The 22,777-nt window shown below is 44.2% G+C and carries 21 protein-coding genes and 2 tRNA genes; 20 read left to right on the plus strand and 3 right to left on the minus strand.

Annotated elements, in window-relative coordinates; genetic code table 11:
* Positions 1 to 141 precede the first annotated feature (141 nt).
* From ACQCT8_RS18260 to ACQCT8_RS18325, 14 genes are all read left to right on the plus strand, one after another.
* Positions 142 to 780, plus strand: coding sequence for a 50S ribosomal protein L25/general stress protein Ctc (locus tag ACQCT8_RS18260; RefSeq protein ID WP_426873493.1), 639 nt, complete (start codon positions 142 to 144; stop codon positions 778 to 780).
* Positions 781 to 882: 102 nt separating this feature from the next.
* Positions 883 to 1,449, plus strand: a complete 567-nt coding sequence (pth, locus tag ACQCT8_RS18265) for an aminoacyl-tRNA hydrolase (RefSeq protein ID WP_426873495.1) — start codon at positions 883 to 885, stop codon at positions 1,447 to 1,449.
* Positions 1,450 to 1,510: 61 nt separating this feature from the next.
* A complete protein-coding gene (locus ACQCT8_RS18270) occupies positions 1,511 to 1,741 on the plus strand; it encodes an anti-sigma-F factor Fin family protein (RefSeq protein ID WP_278242495.1) in 231 nt (76 codons plus the stop codon).
* A 664-nt stretch (positions 1,742 to 2,405) separates the two neighbouring features.
* Positions 2,406 to 5,954 carry a transcription-repair coupling factor gene (mfd, locus tag ACQCT8_RS18275; protein WP_426873497.1) on the plus strand — a complete coding sequence of 1,183 codons (3,549 nt, stop codon included), beginning with the start codon at positions 2,406 to 2,408 and terminating at the stop codon, positions 5,952 to 5,954.
* Positions 5,955 to 6,407: 453 nt separating this feature from the next.
* On the plus strand, positions 6,408 to 6,944 hold the full coding sequence (gene spoVT / locus ACQCT8_RS18280; protein ID WP_426873499.1) for a stage V sporulation protein T: 537 nt from the start codon (positions 6,408 to 6,410) through the stop codon (positions 6,942 to 6,944).
* 106 nt (positions 6,945 to 7,050) lie between these two features.
* A complete protein-coding gene (locus tag ACQCT8_RS18285; protein ID WP_426873501.1) occupies positions 7,051 to 8,712 on the plus strand; it encodes a putative polysaccharide biosynthesis protein in 1,662 nt (553 codons plus the stop codon).
* A 34-nt stretch (positions 8,713 to 8,746) separates the two neighbouring features.
* Positions 8,747 to 10,210 (plus strand): nucleoside triphosphate pyrophosphohydrolase, encoded by a 1,464-nt coding sequence (gene mazG, locus ACQCT8_RS18290; protein ID WP_426873503.1) that lies wholly within the window; start codon positions 8,747 to 8,749, stop codon positions 10,208 to 10,210.
* 15 nt (positions 10,211 to 10,225) lie between these two features.
* The gene (locus ACQCT8_RS18295) at positions 10,226 to 10,492 is read left to right on the plus strand and encodes an RNA-binding S4 domain-containing protein (RefSeq protein ID WP_426873505.1); all 267 of its coding nucleotides are present in this window, start codon (positions 10,226 to 10,228) and stop codon (positions 10,490 to 10,492) included.
* Between the two features lie 102 nt (positions 10,493 to 10,594).
* Positions 10,595 to 10,876 (plus strand): sporulation protein YabP, encoded by a 282-nt coding sequence (gene yabP, locus ACQCT8_RS18300; protein ID WP_426873548.1) that lies wholly within the window; start codon positions 10,595 to 10,597, stop codon positions 10,874 to 10,876.
* A complete protein-coding gene (gene yabQ / locus ACQCT8_RS18305; RefSeq protein WP_426873507.1) occupies positions 10,873 to 11,421 on the plus strand; it encodes a spore cortex biosynthesis protein YabQ in 549 nt (182 codons plus the stop codon). The genes yabP and yabQ overlap by 4 nt, the downstream gene beginning before the upstream one ends.
* 58 nt (positions 11,422 to 11,479) lie before the next feature.
* Positions 11,480 to 11,899: an FtsB family cell division protein gene (locus ACQCT8_RS18310; protein ID WP_426873509.1), complete on the plus strand. Its 420-nt coding sequence runs from the start codon at positions 11,480 to 11,482 to the stop codon at positions 11,897 to 11,899.
* Between the two features lie 107 nt (positions 11,900 to 12,006).
* Positions 12,007 to 12,453: a S1 domain-containing RNA-binding protein gene (locus ACQCT8_RS18315; protein ID WP_278242487.1), complete on the plus strand. Its 447-nt coding sequence runs from the start codon at positions 12,007 to 12,009 to the stop codon at positions 12,451 to 12,453.
* Positions 12,454 to 12,878: 425 nt separating this feature from the next.
* Complete coding sequence (locus tag ACQCT8_RS18320; RefSeq protein WP_426873512.1) at positions 12,879 to 13,091, plus strand: hypothetical protein; 213 nt, start codon at positions 12,879 to 12,881, stop codon at positions 13,089 to 13,091.
* Between the two features lie 25 nt (positions 13,092 to 13,116).
* Entirely contained in the window at positions 13,117 to 13,347 is a 231-nt protein-coding gene (locus tag ACQCT8_RS18325; protein ID WP_426873514.1) for a hypothetical protein, read from the plus strand.
* A 35-nt stretch (positions 13,348 to 13,382) separates the two neighbouring features.
* Here ACQCT8_RS18325 and ACQCT8_RS18330 read toward each other — a convergent pair.
* The 3 genes from ACQCT8_RS18330 to ACQCT8_RS18340 form a co-directional block, all read right to left on the minus strand.
* Positions 13,383 to 13,454 (minus strand) — tRNA-Glu (locus tag ACQCT8_RS18330).
* A 4-nt stretch (positions 13,455 to 13,458) separates the two neighbouring features.
* Positions 13,459 to 13,535: transfer RNA gene (locus tag ACQCT8_RS18335), tRNA-Met, on the minus strand.
* Between the two features lie 113 nt (positions 13,536 to 13,648).
* Positions 13,649 to 13,774 (minus strand): hypothetical protein, encoded by a 126-nt coding sequence (locus ACQCT8_RS18340; RefSeq protein WP_426873516.1) that lies wholly within the window; start codon positions 13,772 to 13,774, stop codon positions 13,649 to 13,651.
* A gap of 343 nt (positions 13,775 to 14,117) precedes the next feature.
* Here ACQCT8_RS18340 and spoIIE point away from each other — a divergent pair, with 343 nt between their 5' ends.
* The 6 genes from spoIIE (at position 14,118) to hslO (ending at position 22,775) form a co-directional block, all read left to right on the plus strand.
* Complete coding sequence (gene spoIIE, locus ACQCT8_RS18345) at positions 14,118 to 16,565, plus strand: stage II sporulation protein E (RefSeq protein WP_426873518.1); 2,448 nt, start codon at positions 14,118 to 14,120, stop codon at positions 16,563 to 16,565.
* Between the two features lie 93 nt (positions 16,566 to 16,658).
* Positions 16,659 to 18,077 (plus strand): tRNA lysidine(34) synthetase TilS, encoded by a 1,419-nt coding sequence (gene tilS, locus ACQCT8_RS18350; protein ID WP_426873520.1) that lies wholly within the window; start codon positions 16,659 to 16,661, stop codon positions 18,075 to 18,077.
* A complete protein-coding gene (gene hpt / locus ACQCT8_RS18355) occupies positions 18,071 to 18,619 on the plus strand; it encodes a hypoxanthine phosphoribosyltransferase (RefSeq protein WP_278242482.1) in 549 nt (182 codons plus the stop codon). The genes tilS and hpt overlap by 7 nt, the downstream gene beginning before the upstream one ends.
* Before the next feature lie 123 nt (positions 18,620 to 18,742).
* Entirely contained in the window at positions 18,743 to 20,776 is a 2,034-nt protein-coding gene (gene ftsH, locus ACQCT8_RS18360) for an ATP-dependent zinc metalloprotease FtsH (protein ID WP_426873522.1), read from the plus strand.
* Positions 20,777 to 21,111: 335 nt separating this feature from the next.
* Complete coding sequence (locus tag ACQCT8_RS18365; protein WP_426873524.1) at positions 21,112 to 21,900, plus strand: type III pantothenate kinase; 789 nt, start codon at positions 21,112 to 21,114, stop codon at positions 21,898 to 21,900.
* Positions 21,897 to 22,775 (plus strand): Hsp33 family molecular chaperone HslO, encoded by an 879-nt coding sequence (gene hslO, locus ACQCT8_RS18370; RefSeq protein WP_426873526.1) that lies wholly within the window; start codon positions 21,897 to 21,899, stop codon positions 22,773 to 22,775. Before ACQCT8_RS18365 ends, hslO begins: the two co-directional genes overlap by 4 nt.
* The last annotated feature ends 2 nt before the right edge of the window (positions 22,776 to 22,777 follow it).

Here is a 22,777-nt window from a genome sequence, read left to right on the forward strand (position 1 = left end):
AAAAAATTAATGAAGTTTAGTAATGGTTTATATAATAAAACGCATCTCATTACTTAGGTTAAGGTTTAAGAGGACGCCAACAGGGGTAACTTTAAGAATAGGTTAATCCATACGATACTACAAATTGAAAGGTGATTAATTATGAGCTCAGTATTAAAAGCGACTAAACGCAGCGGTTTTAAAAAATCAGACATCACAGAATTACGAAATGCAGGCAAGCTTCCAGCTGTCGTGTACGGATATAAAGTTGAAAATACATCTGTTTATGTAGATGAAATCGACTTAGTTAAAACCATCCGTGAGGTTGGACGTAACGGAATTATTGATTTGGACATCGAAGGAAACAAGCAGAAGGTTGTATTAAGTGACTACCAATCCGATTTCTTAAAAGATGAAATCATCCACGCTGACTTCCTGGCTGTCAATATGTCTTCCGAACTTGACGTGGACGTTACGGTTCATTTGACAGGTGAAGCAGCAGGAACTAATGAAGGCGGAGTTGTTCAAACAACGCTACATGAATTGTCTATTTCAGCTAAACCAAGCGATATTCCTGAATATATTGAAGTAGATATCAGCAAGCTGGAAATTGGCGATGCCGTTTCAGTAGGCGATATCCGCTCAAACTACAATGTAACGATCAACCATGAAGATGACGAAGCAATTGCTTCTGTATTGGCGCCTCGGGTAGAGGAAGAGCCTGAAGAGGCATCAGAAGAAGGCGAAGAGACTTCTACTGACGAAACAGAAGAATCACCAGAGCAGCAATCAGCAGAATAATCTATTTTCGGGCGTAACCTTTCTTGGAGGTTACGCCCAAAATGGTTTATGATAGGTGTGAGCAGGTTTTTTGACTGTACTTATTGATGAGGTGTTTCAAAGATGAAATTGATTGTTGGCCTGGGCAACCCAGGGAAAACGTATGATAAAACGAAGCATAATATTGGTTTTGAAGTAATTGATGAGCTTTCCTCCCGCTGGAATGCCCCACTTTTGCAAAGTAAATTCAAAGGTGCATTTTCCACTGTTCACCGCAATGGTGAAAGAATCATTTTGCTTAAACCACTGACGTACATGAACCTATCAGGCGAAAGCATTCGTCCACTCATGGACTATTATGATATACCGCTTGAAGATCTCCTGGTGATTTATGATGACCTCGACTTGCCGACGGGATCCCTGCGTCTCCGGCAAAAAGGAAGCGCTGGAGGCCATAATGGAATTAAGAGTACGATTGCCCATTTAGGTACGCAGAATTTTAACCGAATCCGTATGGGGATCAGCCGTCCGCCGCAAGGAATGAAAGTACCGGATTATGTTTTAAGCAAATTTTCAAATGAGGAATGGCCTGCTATTCAAGAAGCCGTGAAAAAAAGCGCGGATGCATGTGAAAAATGGCTGGACAAACCCTTTTTAGAAGTGATGAATGAATTTAATCGAACCGAATGAATATCTCCTGTCCATGCGGCTTATACTACAATATAAGGTTGCATGAAGGGAGCTGAAAAAAGTGGCGATTCACTATCAGTGCCGGCATTGTGGAAATTCAGTCGGAAAATTGGATACTCACTCCGTTAATTCAGAACAGCTTGGCATTCATAAGCTGTCAAACGAAGAAAGACAGAGCATGGTATCTTATACTAAAGAAGGTCATGTAGAGATCCAGACAATTTGTGAAGACTGTCAGGAGTCCCTTGAGCGAAATCCTGATTATCACGAATTAGATTCGTTTATACAGTAAGCAGCTTTGGATGGGCGCATCCAAGGCATTTTCACTGTCTGACAGGAAGCTGTAAAAGGAAAAGATACTTTTATAGCGATGGTCGGTGGGCAAAGGTCATGTTTGATAGATCATTCTTCTGTGCAGACGCCTTACGCTTTTACGTTATCCAGCTTCAGCAGGCAGGGGCTCGAGGTCATAAGCTGCCCAGCCCAATAGGCAAAAAGCGCCTATGTGTGCAGGACATCTTATGCTTGTCGCCCCTAAACGCCTGCTTACGCTTTTAATGTTATCCAGCTTCAGGCGCTAGCTCCTCGAGGTCATAAGTCACGGTGTCCCAGCAGGCAAAGTTCACGCCTGCTTGGCCACCGCGCCTTATGCTTGTCGGAGCTGGACGAGCGCCTTACGCTTTTACTTTATCCAGCTTCAGCAGGCAGGGGCTCGAGGTCATAAGCTGCCCAGCCCAATAGGCAAAAAGCGCCTATGTGTGCAGGACATCTTATGCTTGTCGCCCCTAAACGCCTGCTTACGCTTTTAATGTTATCCAGCTTCAGGCGCTAGCTCCTCGAGGTCATAAGTCACGGTGTCCCAGCAGGCAAAGTTCACGCCTGCTTGGCCACCGCGCCTTATGCTTGTCGGAGCTGGACGAGCGCCTTACGCTTTTATTAATAGGAGGAGAGGCTTTTTGAGTGCTTTGTTGAGTGGGTTGTTGAATGATTCTGAGATAAGGTCTGTGATTGATGATATAGATATGGGCGCACGTGAACAGCTGATTTCCGGTTTGTCGGGATCGGCTCGAAGTTCGTTTATGGCAGCGGCGTTTAAGCAGGCGAACCGTCCTGTGATGGTTGTAACGCATAATTTACTTCAGGCACAGCGTTTGTATGAGGATATGCTTCAGTTTATCTCTGAGGATGAGGTCTTTTTATATCCGGCCAATGAATTGATTGCTGCTGAGATGAGTATTGCTAGTCCCGAGCTTCTCGCACAGCGTCTGGACGCGATGAATCATCTCGCTACGAAAGGCACGGGGCTTTACATCGTTCCGATGGCGGGTCTCCGCAAGATTGTTCCTCCGAAAAATAAGTGGAAAATGAGTCAGTTTACGTTGTCTCTAGGAAATGAAATTGAAGTGAACTCTACTCTTTCTGCGCTGCTGAAAATGGGCTATGAGCGTGCTGATATGGTCGGTCGTCCCGGTGAATTCAGTGTTCGCGGCGGAATAATAGATATTTACCCGTTAACTTCGCCGGACCCTGTCCGTATTGAGTTGTTTGATACAGAAATTGACTCGATCCGAACTTTTTCAGCAGATGATCAGCGATCGATCAAAAATCTGGATGATGTAACAATTGGCCCGGCTACTGAGGTCATCATGGAAAAAGAAGATCTGCAGCGTGTGGCAGCGGAGTTGTCGGGCCGGTTAAAAGCCAGCTTGAAAAAAGTGAAAAAACCTTCGATTCAAGAGGCAATGGCTGAGCAGGTCGAGTATGAAGCGGGGATGCTGAAAAATGGTCAAAAGCCAGATGAGTTATTTAAATATCATTCTCTCGCCTATGAAGAAGAAGCCAGTTTGCTAGATTACCTGCCGGAAGATGGCTTAGTGCTATTTGATGAAATAAGCAGGATTTATGAAATGGACGAGACATTGGAAAAAGAAGAAATGGACTGGTATGTTTCTTTGCTGGAAGAGGGAAAGATCCTGCATGATGTATCTGTTTCCCATAGTCTTGCTCAGATTCTTGCAAAAAGCAATTTGAAAAAAGTGTACTTTTCGTTGTTCACCCGTCAAATTCCGATCATTCACCCTAAAAAGATTCATACGTTCTCCTGTAAGCCAATGCAAAGTTTTCATGGGCAGATGCATGTGTTAAAAGCAGAGCTGGAACGGTGGAAAAACAGTAAGTATACGGTGGTCCTGCTTGCTCCGGATGGTCAGCGGCTGCAGAAGTTTGAGCGGGTGCTCGCAGATTATGAAATTGACGCAGCGATTGTTCAAGACGGCCAGCCCCTTATTCCGCAAGCAGTGCAAATTGTCAGCGGCACTCTTCAGTCAGGCTTTGAGCTGCCCATGCATAAGCTTGCAGTCATGACAGAAGAAGAGCTTTTCAGACAGAAAACCAGAAAGAAAAAGCGTCAGCAAAAGCTTTCAAATGCTGAAAGGATTAAGAGCTATTCCGAATTGAAGGTAGGCGACTATGTCGTTCACGTTAATCACGGGATCGGAAAGTATCTGGGAATTGAAACGCTTGAAATTAATGGCCTTCACAAGGACTATTTAAATGTCCGCTATCAGGGAAATGATCAGCTCTATGTTCCAGTTGACCAAATAGAGCTTGTCCAAAAGTACGTTGGTTCTGAAGGAAAGGAACCTAAGCTGTATAAACTCGGCGGTACGGAATGGAAGCGCGTAAAAAGCAAGGTTCAGTCTTCAGTGGCAGATATTGCAGATGATTTGATCAAGCTATATGCTGAACGCGAAACGGCAAAAGGCTATGCGTTTACAGAAGATACGAATGAACAGCAGGAATTTGAATCGGCTTTCCCTTATCAGGAAACGGACGATCAGCTGCGATCCATTGAGGAAATCAAAAAAGATATGCAAAGAGAGCGTCCGATGGACAGGCTGTTGTGTGGAGATGTTGGATATGGGAAAACAGAAGTCGCAATCCGCGCAGCGTTTAAAGCGATAATGGATGGCAAACAAGTGGCTATACTCGTTCCCACAACTATTCTTGCCCAGCAGCATTATGAAACGATGATGGAGAGAATGCAGGACTTTCCCGTTAACATCGGGTTGTTAAGCCGTTTTAGAACACGGAAACAGCAGCAGGAAACGATGAAAGGGCTGCAGGCAGGAACCATTGATGTAGTAGTCGGGACACATCGCCTGCTTTCAAAGGATATCAAGTATCGTGATATCGGGCTGCTAATAATCGATGAAGAGCAGCGTTTTGGAGTAACCCACAAAGAGAAAATTAAACAGCTGAAAACAAATATCGATGTGTTAACACTAACGGCGACTCCAATCCCGCGTACACTTCATATGTCGATGCTTGGCGTGCGAGACTTATCAGTCATCGAAACACCGCCGGAAAACCGGTTCCCTGTCCAAACCTATGTAATGGAATATAACGGACCGCTGATTCGCGAAGCCATAGAGCGGGAGCTTGCCAGAGACGGACAAATTTACTTCCTATACAACCGGGTTGAGGATATCACGAAAAAAGCAGATGAAATCCAAACGCTGGTCCCGGATGCCAGAGTTGCCGTTGCACACGGCCAAATGACGGAAACGGAGCTTGAATCGGTCATTCTGCAATTTCTTGAGGGAGAATATGATGTGCTGGTGACCACAACCATAATTGAAACAGGCGTGGACATCCCAAACGTAAATACGCTCATTGTGTTTGATGCGGATCGAATGGGACTGTCACAGCTTTATCAGCTGCGCGGCCGAGTGGGCCGTTCCAATCGGGTTGCCTATTCGTATTTTACGTACCGAAAAGATAAAGTTCTCACTGAAGTGGCGGAAAAACGTCTTCAATCCATTAAAGAATTCACGGAGCTTGGTTCCGGATTTAAAATTGCCATGCGTGACCTGACCATTAGGGGGGCTGGCAATCTGCTCGGCTCTCAGCAGCACGGCTTTATCGATTCTGTTGGATTTGACTTGTATTCTCAAATGCTGAAGGAAGCAATCGAGGAGCGTAAAGAGCAGCTTCCTGCTTTCTCTCATGAAGAAAAGCGTCAAAAGCCTGCAGTAGAACTGGACTTGGATGTAAAGCAGGACGCCTATATTCCGTCATCTTATATTCCGGATGGTCATCAAAAGATTGAGATGTACAAAAAATTCAGAGGCGCTTCTACTGTGGACGAAGTTACGGAGTTAAAAGACGAAATGATTGACCGATTTGGAGATTATCCAACAGAGGTTCATACCTTATTTCAAATAGCAGAAATTAAAGCCTACGGCCAGTTAATCGGTTTAGAAGCCATTCATCAGACAAAGGAGTCTGTGAAGCTTGAATTAAGTGAAGCAGGGACTGCTCAGATTGATGGAGCAAAAGCGTTTGAAATCGGAAATCGCCATGGCAGAGATGTTGGCCTCGGTATGAATGATAACAAGTTAACCGTCAGTATACAGCTCCGTAATAAAAAACCAGATCAATGGGTGAATATGATTCACGACATAATCTGCCGCCTGCCGGAAGCGATAAAAGAAACAGCTTAAATGAGGAGTATTGCTAATATGGTCATATAGAGGCTGGGACTAAACTCAAAAAAGTTTAAAAACGAGGATTTTTATTACTAGTACTAGGTGAGCGGAGCGGAAGGTGGCGACTCCCTCCTGCAGGATTTGACGGCAAGCTGAGACTACTCAGGGCAAGGGACTGGAGAGGATCAGCGCCGTCCCTGCGAAAAGCGTCCGCCTGAAGCGCAGCCGAACCGGTCAAAGAGCTTGAGACACTTTTGTCCCAAGCTCTTTCTTTATGTTTTTAGTTTCGAGTTATTGGAAATAATAGGCGATACCGCACAGCCAGTTTTACCATGACCGAAATACTTTTTTTGGAGAAATTGTGTGGAACCGGTATAAATTTGTCCGTTTATTTAATACTAACAGCAAGTACCAATGAGTGGAATAAAGGACAATCAAAATTCGCTAAGAGAAAGAGAGGCACCACGTATGAAAGCAACTGGAATCGTCAGGCGGATCGACGACTTAGGGCGGGTGGTCATCCCGAAAGAAATTAGAAGAACGCTTCGCATTAGAGAAGGAGATCCTCTTGAGATCTTTGTCGACCGCGAGGGAGAAGTGATTTTAAAGAAGTATTCACCTATTAACGAATTAGGGAATTTTGCGAAAGAATATGCAGAGGCGCTGCATGACAGCTTGGGTCACCCGGTTCTGATTTGTGACCGTGATAATGTTGTGGCCATTTCAGGTGTATCGAAAAAAGAGTACCTGAATCGGCGGATTGGAACAGGAATCGAAGAAGTCATGTCTGCCCGCAAAAGCATTTTGTCTGAAAAACAAACCAAGCTTGCAGTTATCGAACACCAGGATGAAGAATCGGCATCTTATGCTATTGCTCCGATTGTTTCGTCAGGAGATCCGATCGGTGCGGTGATTATCTTCTCTAAAGATGAAACTCTCGGAGAAGTTGAAAAAAAATCCTCTGAGACGGCCGCCAGCTTTCTTGGTCGTCAGATGGAAAACTAGAGTAAACACTTTATGAAAAAGCAGTTATGCGTGTCCCGAAAAAGCACAGATGTCATTGTGCTTTTTTTGTTATGTCAAGTGGTGAATCCGCATGAAGAGGTGATTTGTGGTAAACGACAATGTTCATGGATTTTGGTATACTATACTTTATGGGAATTGGAACAGAAAGGCAGTGGCCACGAGAATGAATCATTCCTCAAGCGATATGATGAAAGGCGCGGCCATTTTAACGCTGGCGGCGATTTTCACGAAAATACTAAGTGCTTTATATCGTGTGCCCTTTCAAAATATTGTAGGTGACACCGGTTTTTATATTTTTCAGCAGGTTTATCCGTTTTATGGCATATTGCTTGCTTTGTGTACATATGCATTTCCTGTTATGATATCGAAAATGATCGCAGAGCGGCGGGAACGCTCGTCTCAGGGTGAAGTGCAGCGTGTGATCCACATCTCTTTTCTTTATTTGACTTTAGTCGGTCTTGTTTTTTTTATACTGCTTCGTGCCGGCGCCGGATTAATTGCAGGATGGATGGGAGACCCCTTGCTGTCGGGACTGATCGCTTTCATGAGCTACCCTTTTTTGCTCATGCCTCTGTTATCCGTGTCAAAAGGGTGGTTTCAAGCAAACTATTATATGGTGCCGCCGGCCTTTTCACAAACAGCGGAACAGCTTGTCCGGGTCCTGTTTATTTTAGGATTATCGATCATGTTGATGGCAATGGAAGCCTCTTTATATACGATAGGAAAAGCGGCGGTCCTCGGATCCCTGGCTGGAGCGGTGACAGGCGTTTTCGTTCTTCTGTTCTTTCTGCGTAAGCAGGGGGTCAGCTGGAACTCTATTAAATGGATTGGTTTTCAAAAAAGCGATAGAAGCATCATCCGTCAGCTTACTGTAACGGGTACAGCCATTGGCATGGGAAGCATGATGCTTGTTCTTTATCAGCTGATGGACGCCCTGAATGTCTATTCTTTGCTGGTCCAAAGCGGAATCGGGGAACAAGCTGCTAAGGGGTTGAAGGGCATCTATGACAGAGGACAGCCAATGCTGCAAATGGGTGTTGTGGTAGCAACCTCACTCTCCCTTGCCATTGTCCCGATTATTGCCTCTGCATACGAGTCGAATAAGACGGAGGAAGTGAAGGAGCAGGCGAGACTGGCGGTTAAAGTGGGTCTGTTATTTGGAGCTGCAGCGGCTGCCGGATTAATGAATATTATCCAGCCGCTCAATACGATGCTTTTTCAGGATGCGGAAGGTTCCCGGGTGCTGGCGCTTTATATGGTATCCGTACTGCTTGCATCGGTTATTTTGACGATTAGTGCTATTTTGCAGGGGATGGGCGACGTGCATGTGGCAGCCTGGTCGATTGTCTTTAGCTTAATCATTAAATATGGACTTAATCAGCTGCTCATCCCGTCCTTTGGCACGCTTGGAGCATCGGCTGCAACTGTTCTTTCGTTGATGTTTGTCATGACAGTCGTGATCCGGCAAATTCGCAGACGAGTAGGTCCTTTACTATACGCTTTATTTTATAAAAGGCTTATCGCAGGTTTGGCTGGCATGTCTGGAGGAATTCAATTCATACTGTTTCTGCCGGTGGATTGGACAGGCAGCCGGCCGATGGCATCCCTCGCCTGCCTGATTACTGTAGCAGCCGGAATCTGGCTGTTTTTCAAAATTGTATGGAGAAAGGGACTTTTTACTGCAGCGGAAGTTCGACAAATCCCGCTTGGTAGAAAGCTTGAACGAGTATTTGGCCCCCTGCCGTAAAATAGAACTTTTTTAGATAAAGGAGATAGTGCATATGCCAAACCAAATTACGATTATCGGTCTGGGAGCAGGAGATCTGGATCAATTGCCCCTGGGTATCTATAAAACGCTGACCAACGCAGGAACCGTGATGGCGAGGACGATGGATCATCCTGTGATTGATGCTCTCTTGGCAGAGGGAGTCCGTTTTTCGTCATTTGACCATGTGTATGAGGCTCATGATCAATTTGAGGAAGTGTATAAGGACATCGTCAACCGTCTTGTGGAAGAAGCGAAAAAAGAGCCGGTCCTTTATGCGGTGCCCGGCCATCCTCTTGTAGCCGAGCAGACGGTTCAGCTTTTACTGGATTTACAAAAGCAAGGTATCCTTACAGTGGAAGTGCTTGGAGGACAAAGCTTTCTGGATCCGTTGTTTACCGCAGTCGGGATTGATCCCATTGAAGGATTCCAGCTGCTTGACGGCACTGCTTTAAAATCAGACGATCTCCATATGGATCAGCACATCATCATCGGTCAGGTGTACGATGGCTTTATGGCGTCTGATGTAAAACTGACGTTAATGGAAAAATATCCCGACGATTATCCGGTAACGATCGTAACTGCAGCAGGAAGCAGCAGTCAATATATGAAAACAGTTCCTCTGTATGAACTCGATCATGGCATGGAGCTGAGCAACTTAACGAGTCTTTATGTTGCTCCGGTGAAAGAGGAACAAGCCTATGGAGAATTCTTCAAGCTTCGCCAGATCATTGCGGTTCTAAGAAGTCCAGATGGCTGTCCATGGGACCGTGAACAGACACATGAGTCATTAAAAAAGCACTTAATTGAGGAAGCCTACGAGCTATTGGAAGCGATTGATCAAAAAGATATTGATCATATAACCGAAGAGCTTGGTGATGTGCTGCTGCAAGTCATGCTGCATGCTCAAATTGGAGAAGACGACGGGTACTTTACGATTCAGGATGTCATCCGAACGCTTACAGAAAAAATGATCCGTCGTCATCCGCATGTATTCGGGGACAAGGAAGCCAAAACGGCTGATGATGTCAGATCCAATTGGCAGTCAATCAAACAGCAGGAAAAAGGCACGCAGCAGGAGGCTCCATCTCTTTTAAAAGGCAAGGGCTCAGGAATGCCGGCACTTATGCAGGCGGTTGAACTGCAAAAAGCAGCAGCAAAAGCAGGTTTTGACTGGGATGACCGCTCAGGTGCCTGGGATAAACTTGAAGAAGAATGGCAGGAATTTCAGGAAGAGGTAGCGAATGGGAACAAAGAAGCGAGTTTTAAAGAATTTGGGGATGTCCTTTTTGCCCTGGTCAATGTTTCCCGCTTCCACGACATCTACCCTGAAGAGGCGCTGGTGAGTGCAAACCAAAAATTTATTTCCAGATTTTCTTTCGTTGAAAAAAAAGTTCTCGAATCAGGAAGAACATTTAACTCGTATACTTTAGCAGAGCTTGACGAGTACTGGAAAGAAGCGAAAAATTTAGGATTATAGAAAGCAGGGGGAAAAATGAGAGTAGATAAATTTTTAAAAGTATCCCGATTGATTAAACGCAGAACGCTTGCTAAAGAAGTGGCGGATCAGGGACGTATTCTTGTAAACGGCCAGCCGGCAAAAGCAAGTTCGACGGTGAAACCCGGGGACGAAATGATGATTCGTTTTGGACAACGGGTCGTAACGGTTTCTGTAGACCGCCTTCAGGAAACAACCCGCAAAGAAGAAGCTGCAATGATGTATACCATTCTCAAAGAAGAGAAAGTCGGATCTGCTGAATAAAAAAGAATTCTGAATGAGCGTCATACATCCCGTCATCCGCGCATAAAATGTGCTAAGTAACAGTTTGAACTTTAAAGCGGGGTGGATGAAGTGTCTTATTCAATGGAACCGAGGGTGGATAAGCCCGAGCATGAAATTATAATGAGCAAGAGACAGACTCTTTCAATCACTGGGGTAAGACAAGTGGAAAGCTTTGATAATGAGGAGTTTTTACTTGAAACGGTGCAAGGGTATTTATCCATTAAGGGAAAAAATCTGCAGATGGTTAATCTTGATGTAGACAAAGGTCATGTTTCTTTAAAAGGAAAAATTGACGATTTACTTTATATTGATGAACCAGGCCCGCAGGAAGCGAAAGGGCTGTTCAGTAAGCTGTTTCGATGATTCTGGATCTTCAGCTTCAAGTCATGTCGACGATGCTGGCAGCCGGCCTGGTGATTGGTCTGAACCTGACACTCTACGACCGGTATATTATCCGGCGAAGAACAGGCGGACTCAGGTGGCTGACAGATGGCGTTTTTTGGTGTGTACAAGCTTTACTCGTTTTTCTGCTATTATTTAACGTCAATGGAGGAGAGTGGAGGTTTTACGTACTGCTCTCCATCATCTGCGGATTTGCTGGCTACGAAGCATTAATCAAAAAATCATTTGTCGCGGTCCTTTCGTTTATTGACCGGATCGTGAAATGGATTGTGCGTATGCTGACGATGGTCGTTGGGGCTTTAATCTTCACTCCGGTGTTTTGGGTCGTCAGATTGATACGGGCCGTTTTTCAAACACTCTTTTCCGGAATATGTCGAATTTTCATAGTGATCGGTAAGATTTTGACAAGACCTTTTCAGCCATTTATCCAATTTTTGAAAAATAAACAATCTTTTTTTGCAAAAAAGATAAAAAAGTGGCTTAATCTGTTATATAATAGGGAATAAAGAAACAGGATCCGTCACAATGTGCACGAGATGAACAGAAGGAGGAAGGCATCCGCTTATGGGAAACCCACGCAAAAATGTAACATCACTTGAGAATCAATATGCAGCCGAGCAAAAACACTCTGAACAGCGCAGAGTCATGCACAAGAAAAGACTAATGAGACGCTTATCATTTTTCATAGTATTTGCGGTGGTCTTTGGCGGGCTTCTTATTTCATCCATGGTGACACGGGCAAATGTTCTCGATGAAAAGAAAGCAGAAAAGGTGCAATTAGAAGAGCAGGTTGTTCAGCTGAAAAAGGATGAAACAAAGCTCAATAAAGAGATCGAAAAGTTAAATGACGATGATTACATAGCCAAGTTAGCCAGACGGGACTATTTTTTATCGGATGAAGGAGAAATTATTTTTAATATTCCAGAAGACTCCGAAGGCACGTCTGGTATAGAGAATGGAGCAAATGGAGAAGATTCTGAATAGAATAATTTACAATATAGGGTGTCGCTATGTTGACACTCTTTTTTTATGTTGGCTATAATGATAAGTAAGGTCTATTTTTTATTTTTCTAAGGAGGATCATTTTTTTTATGTCAATCGAAGTAGGCAGCAAGGTACAAGGTAAAGTGACAGGCATCACTCATTTCGGGGCTTTCGTTGAATTACCTGGGGGTTCAACAGGACTTGTGCATATCAGTGAAGTTGCGGATAACTATGTCAAGGATATCAACGAACATCTTAAAGTAGGCGACGAAGTAGAAGTGAAGATCTTAAATGTTGAGAAGGACGGCAAGATCGGTTTGTCCATCCGTAAAGCAAAGGATCAACCACCGCAGCAGCAAACACAGCAACGTCCAAGACCCAACCGTGGAAATGACCAGCGAGGCGGCCGCAGCAGCAATAGCGGCGGACCTGTAGGAAGAGAAACATTTGAGCAGAAAATGGCTCGCTTCCTGAAGGATAGTGAGGATCGCCTGACATCTTTGAAGCGTCACACAGAATCAAAACGAGGCGGAAAAGGTGCAAAAAAAGGATAATTAGCTGTCAAATTCGTATGGTAGATGGCATCAATAATCTTGATCTGTCGATACAATACAATGCGAACCAGGAAGCCGGCGCCGAGCCGGCTTCTTTTTTTTCGAAAAAATAGCGAGAACACTTTCACTTCAGACGCACTGTTTTTGGGCAGTAAGTGGGGGTTGTTCAAGTATGAAGGATTTGCTGATCAGAATATAAAGAAGGAATATTGCGCCTCTCTGTTGTAATTATGTATATAAGTACGTAAGTTGAAGAAAGGGCTGTCAGGTTGAATAAAGAGGCAGAAACCAAACAGCTCGAGTAGATTTCTAAAATAGTGATAATACCCGAAACCAAATAGTGCTGTTGTACGTATATAAGTTAAAACATAATCGACGCTGCTAATGTAGGATTTTCTAACCGTCTTGAAAGGAGGATAAAGAAGTTGACTTTTTTTATGATTATTGGAGCTGTTGCGATTACAGGGATCATTACAGATCACTTACAAAAACAAGCTAAAAATAAACGAAAAGCCATAAAGGAAGAGTATGAACTGGAAAAATTAAAGCATGAGAATTTTCTGCTTGAAACAGAAAAGCTTAGACTTCAATTAGATCATCGCCATCATTCTGATTCTGATCACCAAAGGCTGTCTTAAACACCCAAATTAAAGGAGGATTAATATGAATGCAGATGCTATAACAGATTTGGTCGCCGTTGTGATGTCGCTCTCTATTCCCATCGTTGTGATTGTCGGATATTACTTCCAACGCCAATCCGTAATCAAAAAATCCATGTTGGAAGGAGAGATAGAATTAGAAAAGCTGCGGCATGAAAACTTCTTACTGGAAACTGAAAAATTGAAAGTAGAATTAGAGCATCATAAGCTTCCAAAAACCATTTCAACCAAATAAAAACACATCAGCCAAAGGCTGATGTGTTTTTATTATGACCCGTACGGGATTCGAACCCGTGTTACCGCCGTGAAAGGGCGGTGTCTTAACCGCTTGACCAACGGGCCTATATGGTGGCGGCAGAGGGGATCGAACCCCCGACCTCACGGGTATGAACCGTACGCTCTAGCCAGCTGAGCTACGCCGCCATTGAATAAACATGCTTTTTATTGTGTTGATAAACACAGAAAGCAAAATGAAGCACAAGTTATATAATACATAGCGCTTGAAAAAGTGTCAATGTTTTTTTGAATTATTTCGCTCAATTCTGTGCTTCAAGGTGAAATTGTTCTTTTTCATCTTCATTCGTTCCCCAAACGGGATCTTCTGAAAGAGTAAATAAGTGAGTGGTGTGCCCAGCTGACGGGTTCTTCTCGTACAAAAGCATAACTAGCCGCCTATTGCAGCAGACTGCTTTTCATAAAGGAACCGGCCGGAAGTTTTACAATGGATGAACGAAAACCAGCTAACATTTACTATACTCATTTTTTTACGGGTGCAATCCGAATTTGTAAATAAAGTATCCCTGACTTTCCGAGAAAAAGAACGAGCCTTCGACTTGCTTTCAGAAAATTAAAAGGCGAAAGGCAGAAATGATTCCCGAATAGCTCGTTTTTTTCAAAATAAGTCGAAAGAAACTTTAAAATCGCCTCTGTATTTTGACAAACTATTCTTCATTTTGTCTTTTATAATTACTCGCAACAACAACGAAACATTAGGGAGTGGAGTAAATGGAGAATGTACATGAGGTAAACATGAAAGTGACGAATTCAATTTCTTTAATGCAGGCCAAAAGAAAAATACCGAAGTGGAAGAACACAATCAGCCTGCTGTTCGTTCATTGGATGGTTCACAAAGGCATCCTTCATATCTTAGTCAGTCTTTTACTTGGACGAGCATTGTTTCTGTCACAGTTTACTCCTTTCGCCTTGCCAATGTTCGCTGTCATGTTTGCGGTGAGCAGGGAAAAATCAATTATCGTCATGCTGGGCCTGGTAGCAGGTGCTTCATCTCTTGGGATCTGGCAGGGGGTTTACACACTATCCACCATTATGCTGTTCTATCTTGCTTCTCTGGCAGTCAGGCAAAAAATGAAAACCAACCGCTTTATTCTTGCAGGAACGGTGGCGGGTTCCGTGATTGTAGCGAGGAGTATCTACTTAAGTATAGAGCTGCCTGAAGTTTTCACCTGGGTGGACGGGGTGATGGTGGCATTTGAGGCGGTGCTTGCCGGGATCCTGACACTTGTTTTTTTACAGGGATACCAGCTGCTTACGAAAACCCGGAAAAGAACATATGCCCCAGAAGAAATGGTGGCCATTGCTATAGTTGTCGCGTCCGTCGCCACCGGATTAATTGGTTTCACTGTAGGCGGTCTCGCTATGGATCATATCCTAACGCGATATATTGTCATTATTGCGGCTCTGGCCGCTGGGGCAATGGTAGGCTCCACAGTCGGTATTGTAACGGGACTGGTCTTTTGTTTATCCTCTGTGGCTCATTTGCCAGAGGTGGCCGTCCTGGCTGTTGCCGGTTTATTAGGCGGGTTAATGAAAAGCGGGAAAGGGACCGGTGTGGTTCTGGGTTTAATGATGGCTACCTTATTAATGGGACTCTTTATGAACCAGGGGGCGCAGCTTGAATTTTCATTATATGAGTCGGCCATTGCTGCCATTGCCGTCTTTTTAACGCCTAAGCGTTTTGTCTTTGCTATTTCCCGGAATATCCCGGGGTCGGTCGAACATGAGCTCGATCAGCAGCTGTATGCCCGGAATGTGCGGGATGCGACCGCTGAAAAAGTAGAAAAATTTTCAGGAATGTTTGAAATGCTGGCCAAAAGCTTTGAGTGTGCAGAAAAAGATCCAGAAACAGCCGTTACCGCTGTTTCTCTTGATAATACATTAAGCAGGGTGACAGAAAGCACCTGTCAAATGTGCTTTAAGAAGGATTATTGCTGGTCCACCCACTTTGATCGAACCTACGACTGGATGAAGGAATTAGCGAATCCGGATGATCATAAGCCGCCGCAGCAATGGCAGGGCTTTTGTGTAAAAGCAGAACAGGTTCAGCTGGCTTTTGAGGAGGAGTATGCGGACCGGGCGGCAAAACTGCAAATGAAAAAACAAATGATGGAAAGCAACCAATTCGTGTCCAATCAGCTCCAGGGACTGGCGGCTGTAATGAAGGATTTCGCATCGGATCTTCAGCGGGAAACGCAAAAACATGATAAACAGGAGGAGGAAATGCTTCATGCCCTGATTGAATTTGGCATACATGTAGATAATGTGGACATTCACAGTTTGGATTATGGTCATATTGATGTGGATGTGATGCTGCCTTTTGTAGAAAAGCACGGGGAATGCGAAAAACTGATTGCCCCGATGCTTTCATCCATTTTAAAAGAAACCATTGTCGTTCATCAAAAAGTCGAGATCCCTTCCCCGTATGAGGGAATGGTGGTGACATTCAGGTCGTCTAAAGCATTTAAGGTGAGTGTGGGGATCGCTCATGCAGCTCATGGAGGAGGGCTCATTTCAGGTGACAGCCACGCCGCAGTTCATTTGCATGGGGGGAAATATGCGATAGCCATCAGTGATGGAATGGGCAATGGAGAAAAAGCAAGAATGGAAAGCGATGAAACCATCCAATTGCTGCGGCAGATGCTGCAGGCGGGAATAGAGGAGGAGCTTGCTATCAAATCCGTTAATTCTATTTTAACTGTAAAGCGCACCGGTGATATGTATTCTACAGTCGACCTGGCGATGATTGACCTGCAAAATGCAAAGACAAAATTTTTAAAAGTAGGCTCTGTGCCAAGCTATATTAAGAGGGGGAAAACAGTGAAAACGATTGAAGCCAGCAATCTTCCGATGGGATTCTTCAGTGAACTGGATATGGAAGTGTTAGAGGACCAGTTAAAGGCAGGAGATCTATTGATTATGCTAAGTGACGGAGTGCTGGATGGTCCCCGCTTTATAGAAAATCCGGAACGGTGGATCAAGCGGCAAATCTCAGAGCTGAGAACAAGCGATCCTCAGGAAGTGGCGGATATTTTAATGGAGGCTGCCGTTCGAACATCTGGAGGAGAGATCGAGGATGATATGACGATAATGGTCGCACAGCTCCAGCATGAATTGCCAAAATGGGCGGCGATCCCCGCTGTTATTAAGACCGGATAAAATGCGGAAAATTGAATCAGTAGGAGGTGATAGGGAAAAATTGATACAATAGAGAGAGAACTCGTTAAAGAGGACCGGAAAAGGTGAAAGCGTATGAAAGACATTTTAAATAAAATTCATTCCTATATAGAAGAGCAGCATCTATTCAGTGATGGAGATAAAGTCATCGCGGCGATTTCAGGGGGGCCGGACTCGATGGCTCTTCTCCATTATTTGCTTCATCATGCAAAAAAACGCCTCAACATAGAAGTGGCGCATGTGGACCATATGCTGAGAGGAGAGGAATCAAAAGAAGATGCTGATTTCGTAGAAGCCTATTGCGAGCAGCAGGGAATCCCCTGCCACCGTGCTTCTTTGGATGTAAAGAAAAAAATGGCGATGGATGGCATAGGAGTGCAAGAAGCAGCACGAGCCGTACGTTACGACTACTTAAAGGAGGTCATGACAGAAATCCGCGCATCCAAGCTGGTTCTTGGGCACCATGGGGATGACCAGGCAGAAACCGTCCTGTTTCGCCTGGTCCGCGGATCTACGATGAAAGGGCGTGCAGGCATTGCGGCAAAACGCAATTTTGCAGGTGGATTCATAGTAAGACCGCTGCTTACTCTAACGAAAGCAGAAATAGAACAATATTGTGAACACTATGGCATCGAGTACCGAATCGATCCGAGCAATGCAGCTGATTCCTATACTAGAAATCGCATCAGACATCATATTATTCCATTATTAAAAGAAGAAAACCCTTCTCTTAATGAGCAGATTAAACGCTACACTGAAGAGGTGAAAGAGGACGAGGACTGGCTTTTACAGCAGGCAGAAGACCGATTGCAAAAACGAATTATTGAACAGCAGGTTCAATTTATGAAGATAGAGCGAAAGAATTGGTGTAAGGAAGCTCCTCCTTTACAAAGGAGAATGATTCATCTAATATTGAATTATCTTTATGCAAAAGTACCCACGTCATTATCTTCCGCCCATACGGCTTCTGTCAGAAAGTTAATGGAGCAAAAGCATCCATCAGGAGAGCTCCATTTGCCCAAAGGCTTGCTGGTTCAACGGTCGTATTCAACTGTAACCTTTCATTTTATTCCATCCGCTCAAGCGTTGCCTTATTGCTGTCGATTGGATCAAAATGAAGCAATTGTTCTTCCGGGAGGAGGAAAAGTGATTGCAAAAGAAGGTTTGGTGGAAGACTTAGATGAAACCGCTGATTTTTGCTGGCTTGATCCTACAGAGGTCGAGTGGCCGTTGACCGTCCGCACCAAAAAAGACGGCGACCGGATCAACCTCAAAGGGATGCATGGCTCAAAGAAAATCAAAAAAATATTCATCGACGAGAAAATACCGCTGGAGCTGCGCGGCCAATGGCCAATTATTACAGATGCTTGCGGTAGGGTGCTTTGGATTCCGGGGCTTCGCACTGCCCAAGGTGTTGAGAAGCCGGCAAACGGAAACCGTGCATGTACTTTAATTCATTATAAGGATCTTCTAGGGGGACATAGTTCGTGCTGAATCAGGATATTGAAGAAGTATTGTATACAGAAGAGCAGCTTCAGGAAAAAATTAAAGAGCTTGGAAGCGAGCTGACAGAGGAATATAAAGATTCTTATCCGCTTGCTGTCGGGGTTTTAAAGGGTGCTCTTCCATTTATGGCAGATTTGATTAAACGTATGGATGTCTATCTGGAGATGGATTTCATGGATGTTTCCAGCTACGGAAACTCTACTGTTTCTTCAGGAGAAGTCAAGATCATTAAGGATTTAAATACGAAGGTAGAGGGCAGGGACATTCTCATCCTCGAGGATATTATCGACAGCGGTCTTACGCTAAGTTATTTAGTCGATCTGTTTAAATACCGCAAAGCTAAGTCAATTAAAATTGTGACGCTGCTTGATAAGCCATCAGGCCGTGTTGCAGATATTAAAGCTGATTATGTTGGTTTTATTGTGCCGGATGCTTTTGTTGTAGGATACGGACTTGATTATGCGGAACGCTACCGAAACCTCCCATATATCGGTATTTTAAAGCCAGAAATCTATACGGATGCTGAGTGATGAGAGCTCATCCGAAAGCGCCGTATGCAAAGTATGCAGCCACGGGTCATAATGGTTGTCATGCTTTATTTCACTATGGTACTATTGGTATTAGTTTCTTTAACCGTGGGGAGGAGGTAAGGGATGAACCGGATATTTCGTAACACGATATTTTATCTATTAGTATTCCTGGTAATCATTGGGATTGTTGGTTTATTCAACAGTGGAAACCAGCCCGACCAGGAACTCACATACGGTGAATTCATCAACTCACTAGAAAATGGTGAGATTACAGAAATTGATATTCAGCCGAACCGAAGCGTTTATAACGTAGTCGGAAAACAAAGTGGATATGCGGAAGACGAGTATTTCGTTACCAACATTCCATTAGAAAGCAGCGTGCTTGAAACCATTGACGAGGCTGCAGCAGGAACGACAGACGTTGATGTGCTTGAAGCACCAGAAACGAGCGGATGGGTCACTTTTCTTACGACAATTATTCCTTTCGTTATCATTTTTATCCTTTTCTTCTTTTTATTGAACCAGGCACAAGGAGGCGGCGGCGGCCGCGTCATGAACTTTGGTAAAAGTAAAGCCAAGCTTTATACAGAAGAAAAGAAAAAAGTCCGCTTTAAAGATGTAGCGGGTGCAGATGAAGAAAAGCAGGAACTTGTGGAAGTGGTTGATTTCCTTAAAGACCCCCGCAAATTTACTGATGTTGGCGCACGTATACCTAAAGGGATCCTTTTAGTAGGTCCTCCGGGTACAGGTAAAACATTGCTTGCCCGTGCAGCAGCCGGTGAAGCCGGTGTTCCTTTCTTCTCGATTTCAGGTTCTGATTTCGTAGAGATGTTTGTTGGTGTCGGTGCATCCCGTGTACGTGATTTATTTGAAAATGCGAAAAAGAATGCTCCGTGTATTATCTTTATTGATGAGATTGATGCAGTGGGACGCCAGCGTGGAGCAGGCCTAGGCGGCGGACACGACGAGCGTGAGCAGACGCTGAACCAGCTGCTTGTGGAGATGGATGGCTTCGGCGGAAATGAAGGCATCATCATGATTGCTGCAACCAACCGTCCGGATATTCTTGACCCTGCCCTTCTTCGTCCAGGGCGTTTTGACCGTCAAATTACCGTTGACCGTCCGGATCTTGGAGGACGTGAAGCAGTCTTAAAAGTACATGCACGAAATAAACCGTTAAGCGATAATATCGACTTAAAAGCAATTGCGCAGCGTACACCAGGTTTTTCAGGGGCAGACCTTGAGAATCTTCTGAATGAAGCAGCGCTTGTTGCCGCAAGACGCGATAAAAAGGCCATCGATATGGCAGATATTGACGAAGCAACAGACCGGGTGATCGCAGGTCCGGCTAAGAAAAGCCGCGTCATCTCTCAAAAAGAGCGAAAAATTGTGGCATTTCATGAATCAGGCCATACCATTATCGGGGTTGTGCTTGACGAAGCGGATATGGTTCACAAAGTAACCATTGTTCCACGAGGACAGGCGGGCGGCTATGCCGTTATGCTTCCAAAGGAAGACCGTTACTTTATGACGCGTCCTGAGCTTCTGGATAAAATTACTGGACTTCTTGGCGGACGCGTTGCTGAGGATATCATTTTTGGTGAAGCCTCAACAGGTGCCTCTAATGACTTCCAGCGAGCAACAGGTATTGCCCGCCGAATGGTTACAGAATTTGGTATGAGTGAAAAGCTTGGTACGCTGCAATTTGGTCAATCTCAAGGACAGGTATTCCTTGGACGTGACTTTAACAGCGAACAAAACTACTCAGACCGCATTGCTTATGAGATTGACATTGAAATTCAATCCATTATCAAAGAGTGTTATGACCGTGCGAAGACCATTCTTACAGAAAATCGCGATAAGCTGGAGCTGATTGCGGAGACATTGCTGGAAGTTGAAACTCTTGATGCAGGTCAAATTAAACATCTTGTTGATCATGGAACGCTCCCTGTGCGTGACTATGGGAATGAAGATGATCAAAACGAATCGACAGGTTCAAAAGATGATGCAGCGGAAACGCCTGCTGAAAAATCATCAGAAGAACTTTTGACAGATTCAAAAGGACCAAAGGAATTTAGAGGTAATCAGCCTACTGAGGAAGATGTTGAACCTCCAAAGAACCCAGGTCCGATCGAAGAACGAAAAGATAAAGAATAACCTTCTACAGACGCCGTACTTCCGGCGTCTGTTTTTAGTTAAATGGCCGATTTTGTTGAATGGTTTCTGTTTTGCGTTAATTTTATTTCAACAGGATGTGACAAGGAAGCAGAAAAGACGGGGTTTCGACAAAAGAGGGGAATTTCTCGGAAAAAAACCTTGTTCATTGAAACGGAAGGAGGTCAGCGAGGTTGAGGATATTTGTCCCAGCCTCGTTTTTTGTTGAATGAACACGACCGTCTTTCAAAGCCAATTCAGAGCACTTCAATAGATTTCACATCGAATTATGGTATGATATTTGAAGTGTTAATAATTCTGTAGGAATGGTGAAAAACATGATATTTGTATTGGATGTTGGGAATACAAACACGGTATTGGGTGTATATAAGGATGATCAACTTCTTTATCATTGGCGAATTGAAACAAATCGTCATAAGACAGAAGATGAGTATGGAATGCTTGTGAAAAATCTATTTGAACATGTAGGACTTTCATTTGAGGAATTCGATGGGATTATCATATCCTCTGTAGTCCCGCCTATCATGTTTCCGCTTGAAAGAATGTGCCAGAAATACTTCGATCTTAAGCCATTAGTGGTGGGACCCGGTATGAAAACAGGGTTGAATATTAAATATGATAACCCCAAAGAAGTGGGCGCGGACCGGATTGTGAATGCTGTTGCAGGCATACAGGATCACGGCGGCTCACTCATTATTGTTGATTTTGGGACAGCCACCACCTATTGTTATATAAATGAAAACCGTCAGTATATGGGTGGAGTAATCGCCCCTGGAATCGGTATATCTACAGAGGCCCTGTATGCAAAAGCCGCGAAACTTCCGCGTATTGAAATTGCCCGTCCTGATCATGTTATAGGGAAAAGCACCGTGACTGCTATGCAGGCGGGAATCGTCTACGGGTATGTGGGACAAGTGGAAGGAATTGTTTCCCGCATGAAAAAAGAAGCATCCGGACCGGTAAAAGTCATCGCAACAGGAGGGCTTGCTTCTTTAATTTCAAAGGAATCAGATGTTATTGATCATGTAGACCCTTTCTTAACGCTAAAAGGGCTGCAATTAATATATAAACGGAATATGGAAGATGGAAAGGAGAATACAAAATGAGAGATTATATGGTACGGGCATTAGCTTATAACGATCACGTCCGCGCATATGCAGTAAATACAACAGCGACTGTTCAGGAGGCTCAGGAGCGCCATTACACCTGGCCCACCGCTTCTGCAGCACTCGGCCGTGCAATGACAGCAGGTGTTATGATGGGGGCGATGCTGAAGGGGGATAATAACCTCACCGTAAAAGTGGAAGGAAACGGTCCGATCGGTTTGATCCTTGTTGACAGCAATGCAAAAGGTCAGGTAAGAGGCTATGTAACAAACCCTCAAACCCATCTTGATTTAAACCCTCAAGGGAAATTGGATGTACGGGGTGCAGTAGGAACAGAAGGCTCACTAACAGTAGTCAAAGACTTAGGAATGCGTGAAAATTTTACAGGTCAGGTGCCGCTTGTTTCCGGTGAACTGGGCGAAGATTTTACGTATTATTTTGCAACCTCTGAACAAGTGCCGTCCTCAGTAGGAGTAGGGGTTTTAGTGAATCCGGACAACACTATATTAGCTTCAGGCGGTTTTATCATTCAGTTAATGCCGGGAGCGGATGAATCAACGATTGAAACTATTGAAAAAAGGCTTAGTTCTATTCCTCCTGTCTCAAAAATGATACAGGAAGGGCTGTCGCCTGAGGAAATCCTCGATACTGTACTAGGAGAAGGAAATGTACGTGTACTCGATGAAATGCCTGTTTCATTTTCATGCAAATGCTCAAAAGAACGCTTCGGAACCGCGATCATCAGTCTTGGAAAAGATGAGATACAGGATATGATTGAAGAAGACGGCCAAGCAGAAGCGCAATGTCACTTTTGCCATGAAACGTATCTTTACGACAAACAGGAATTAGAAGGCTTTTTAGCAGAGGCAAAGTAACC

The organism is Jeotgalibacillus proteolyticus (assembly GCF_050107735.1).
Taxonomy (GTDB): Bacteria; Bacillota; Bacilli; order Bacillales; family Jeotgalibacillaceae; genus Jeotgalibacillus; species Jeotgalibacillus proteolyticus_A.

Excerpts from the sequence above, each read along its gene's own strand:
- spoIIE (WP_426873518.1), top strand. The coding sequence starts at position 14,118 with ATGGAGAATGTACATGAGGTAAACATGAAAGTGACGAATTCAATTTCT.
- ACQCT8_RS18295 (WP_426873505.1), top strand. The coding sequence starts at position 10,226 with ATGAGAGTAGATAAATTTTTAAAAGTATCCCGATTGATTAAACGCAGA.
- spoVT (WP_426873499.1), top strand. The coding sequence starts at position 6,408 with ATGAAAGCAACTGGAATCGTCAGGCGGATCGACGACTTAGGGCGGGTG.
- ACQCT8_RS18325 (WP_426873514.1), top strand. The coding sequence starts at position 13,117 with ATGAATGCAGATGCTATAACAGATTTGGTCGCCGTTGTGATGTCGCTC.
- mazG (WP_426873503.1), top strand. The coding sequence starts at position 8,747 with ATGCCAAACCAAATTACGATTATCGGTCTGGGAGCAGGAGATCTGGAT.
- pth (WP_426873495.1), top strand. The coding sequence starts at position 883 with ATGAAATTGATTGTTGGCCTGGGCAACCCAGGGAAAACGTATGATAAA.
- yabQ (WP_426873507.1), top strand. The coding sequence starts at position 10,873 with ATGATTCTGGATCTTCAGCTTCAAGTCATGTCGACGATGCTGGCAGCC.
- hslO (WP_426873526.1), top strand. The coding sequence starts at position 21,897 with ATGAGAGATTATATGGTACGGGCATTAGCTTATAACGATCACGTCCGC.
- ACQCT8_RS18315 (WP_278242487.1), top strand. The coding sequence starts at position 12,007 with ATGTCAATCGAAGTAGGCAGCAAGGTACAAGGTAAAGTGACAGGCATC.
- ACQCT8_RS18260 (WP_426873493.1), top strand. The coding sequence starts at position 142 with ATGAGCTCAGTATTAAAAGCGACTAAACGCAGCGGTTTTAAAAAATCA.
- ACQCT8_RS18340 (WP_426873516.1), bottom strand. The coding sequence starts at position 13,774 with ATGCTTTTGTACGAGAAGAACCCGTCAGCTGGGCACACCACTCACTTA.
- yabP (WP_426873548.1), top strand. The coding sequence starts at position 10,595 with ATGGAACCGAGGGTGGATAAGCCCGAGCATGAAATTATAATGAGCAAG.
- tilS (WP_426873520.1), top strand. The coding sequence starts at position 16,659 with ATGAAAGACATTTTAAATAAAATTCATTCCTATATAGAAGAGCAGCAT.
- ACQCT8_RS18310 (WP_426873509.1), top strand. The coding sequence starts at position 11,480 with ATGGGAAACCCACGCAAAAATGTAACATCACTTGAGAATCAATATGCA.
- ftsH (WP_426873522.1), top strand. The coding sequence starts at position 18,743 with ATGAACCGGATATTTCGTAACACGATATTTTATCTATTAGTATTCCTG.
- ACQCT8_RS18365 (WP_426873524.1), top strand. The coding sequence starts at position 21,112 with ATGATATTTGTATTGGATGTTGGGAATACAAACACGGTATTGGGTGTA.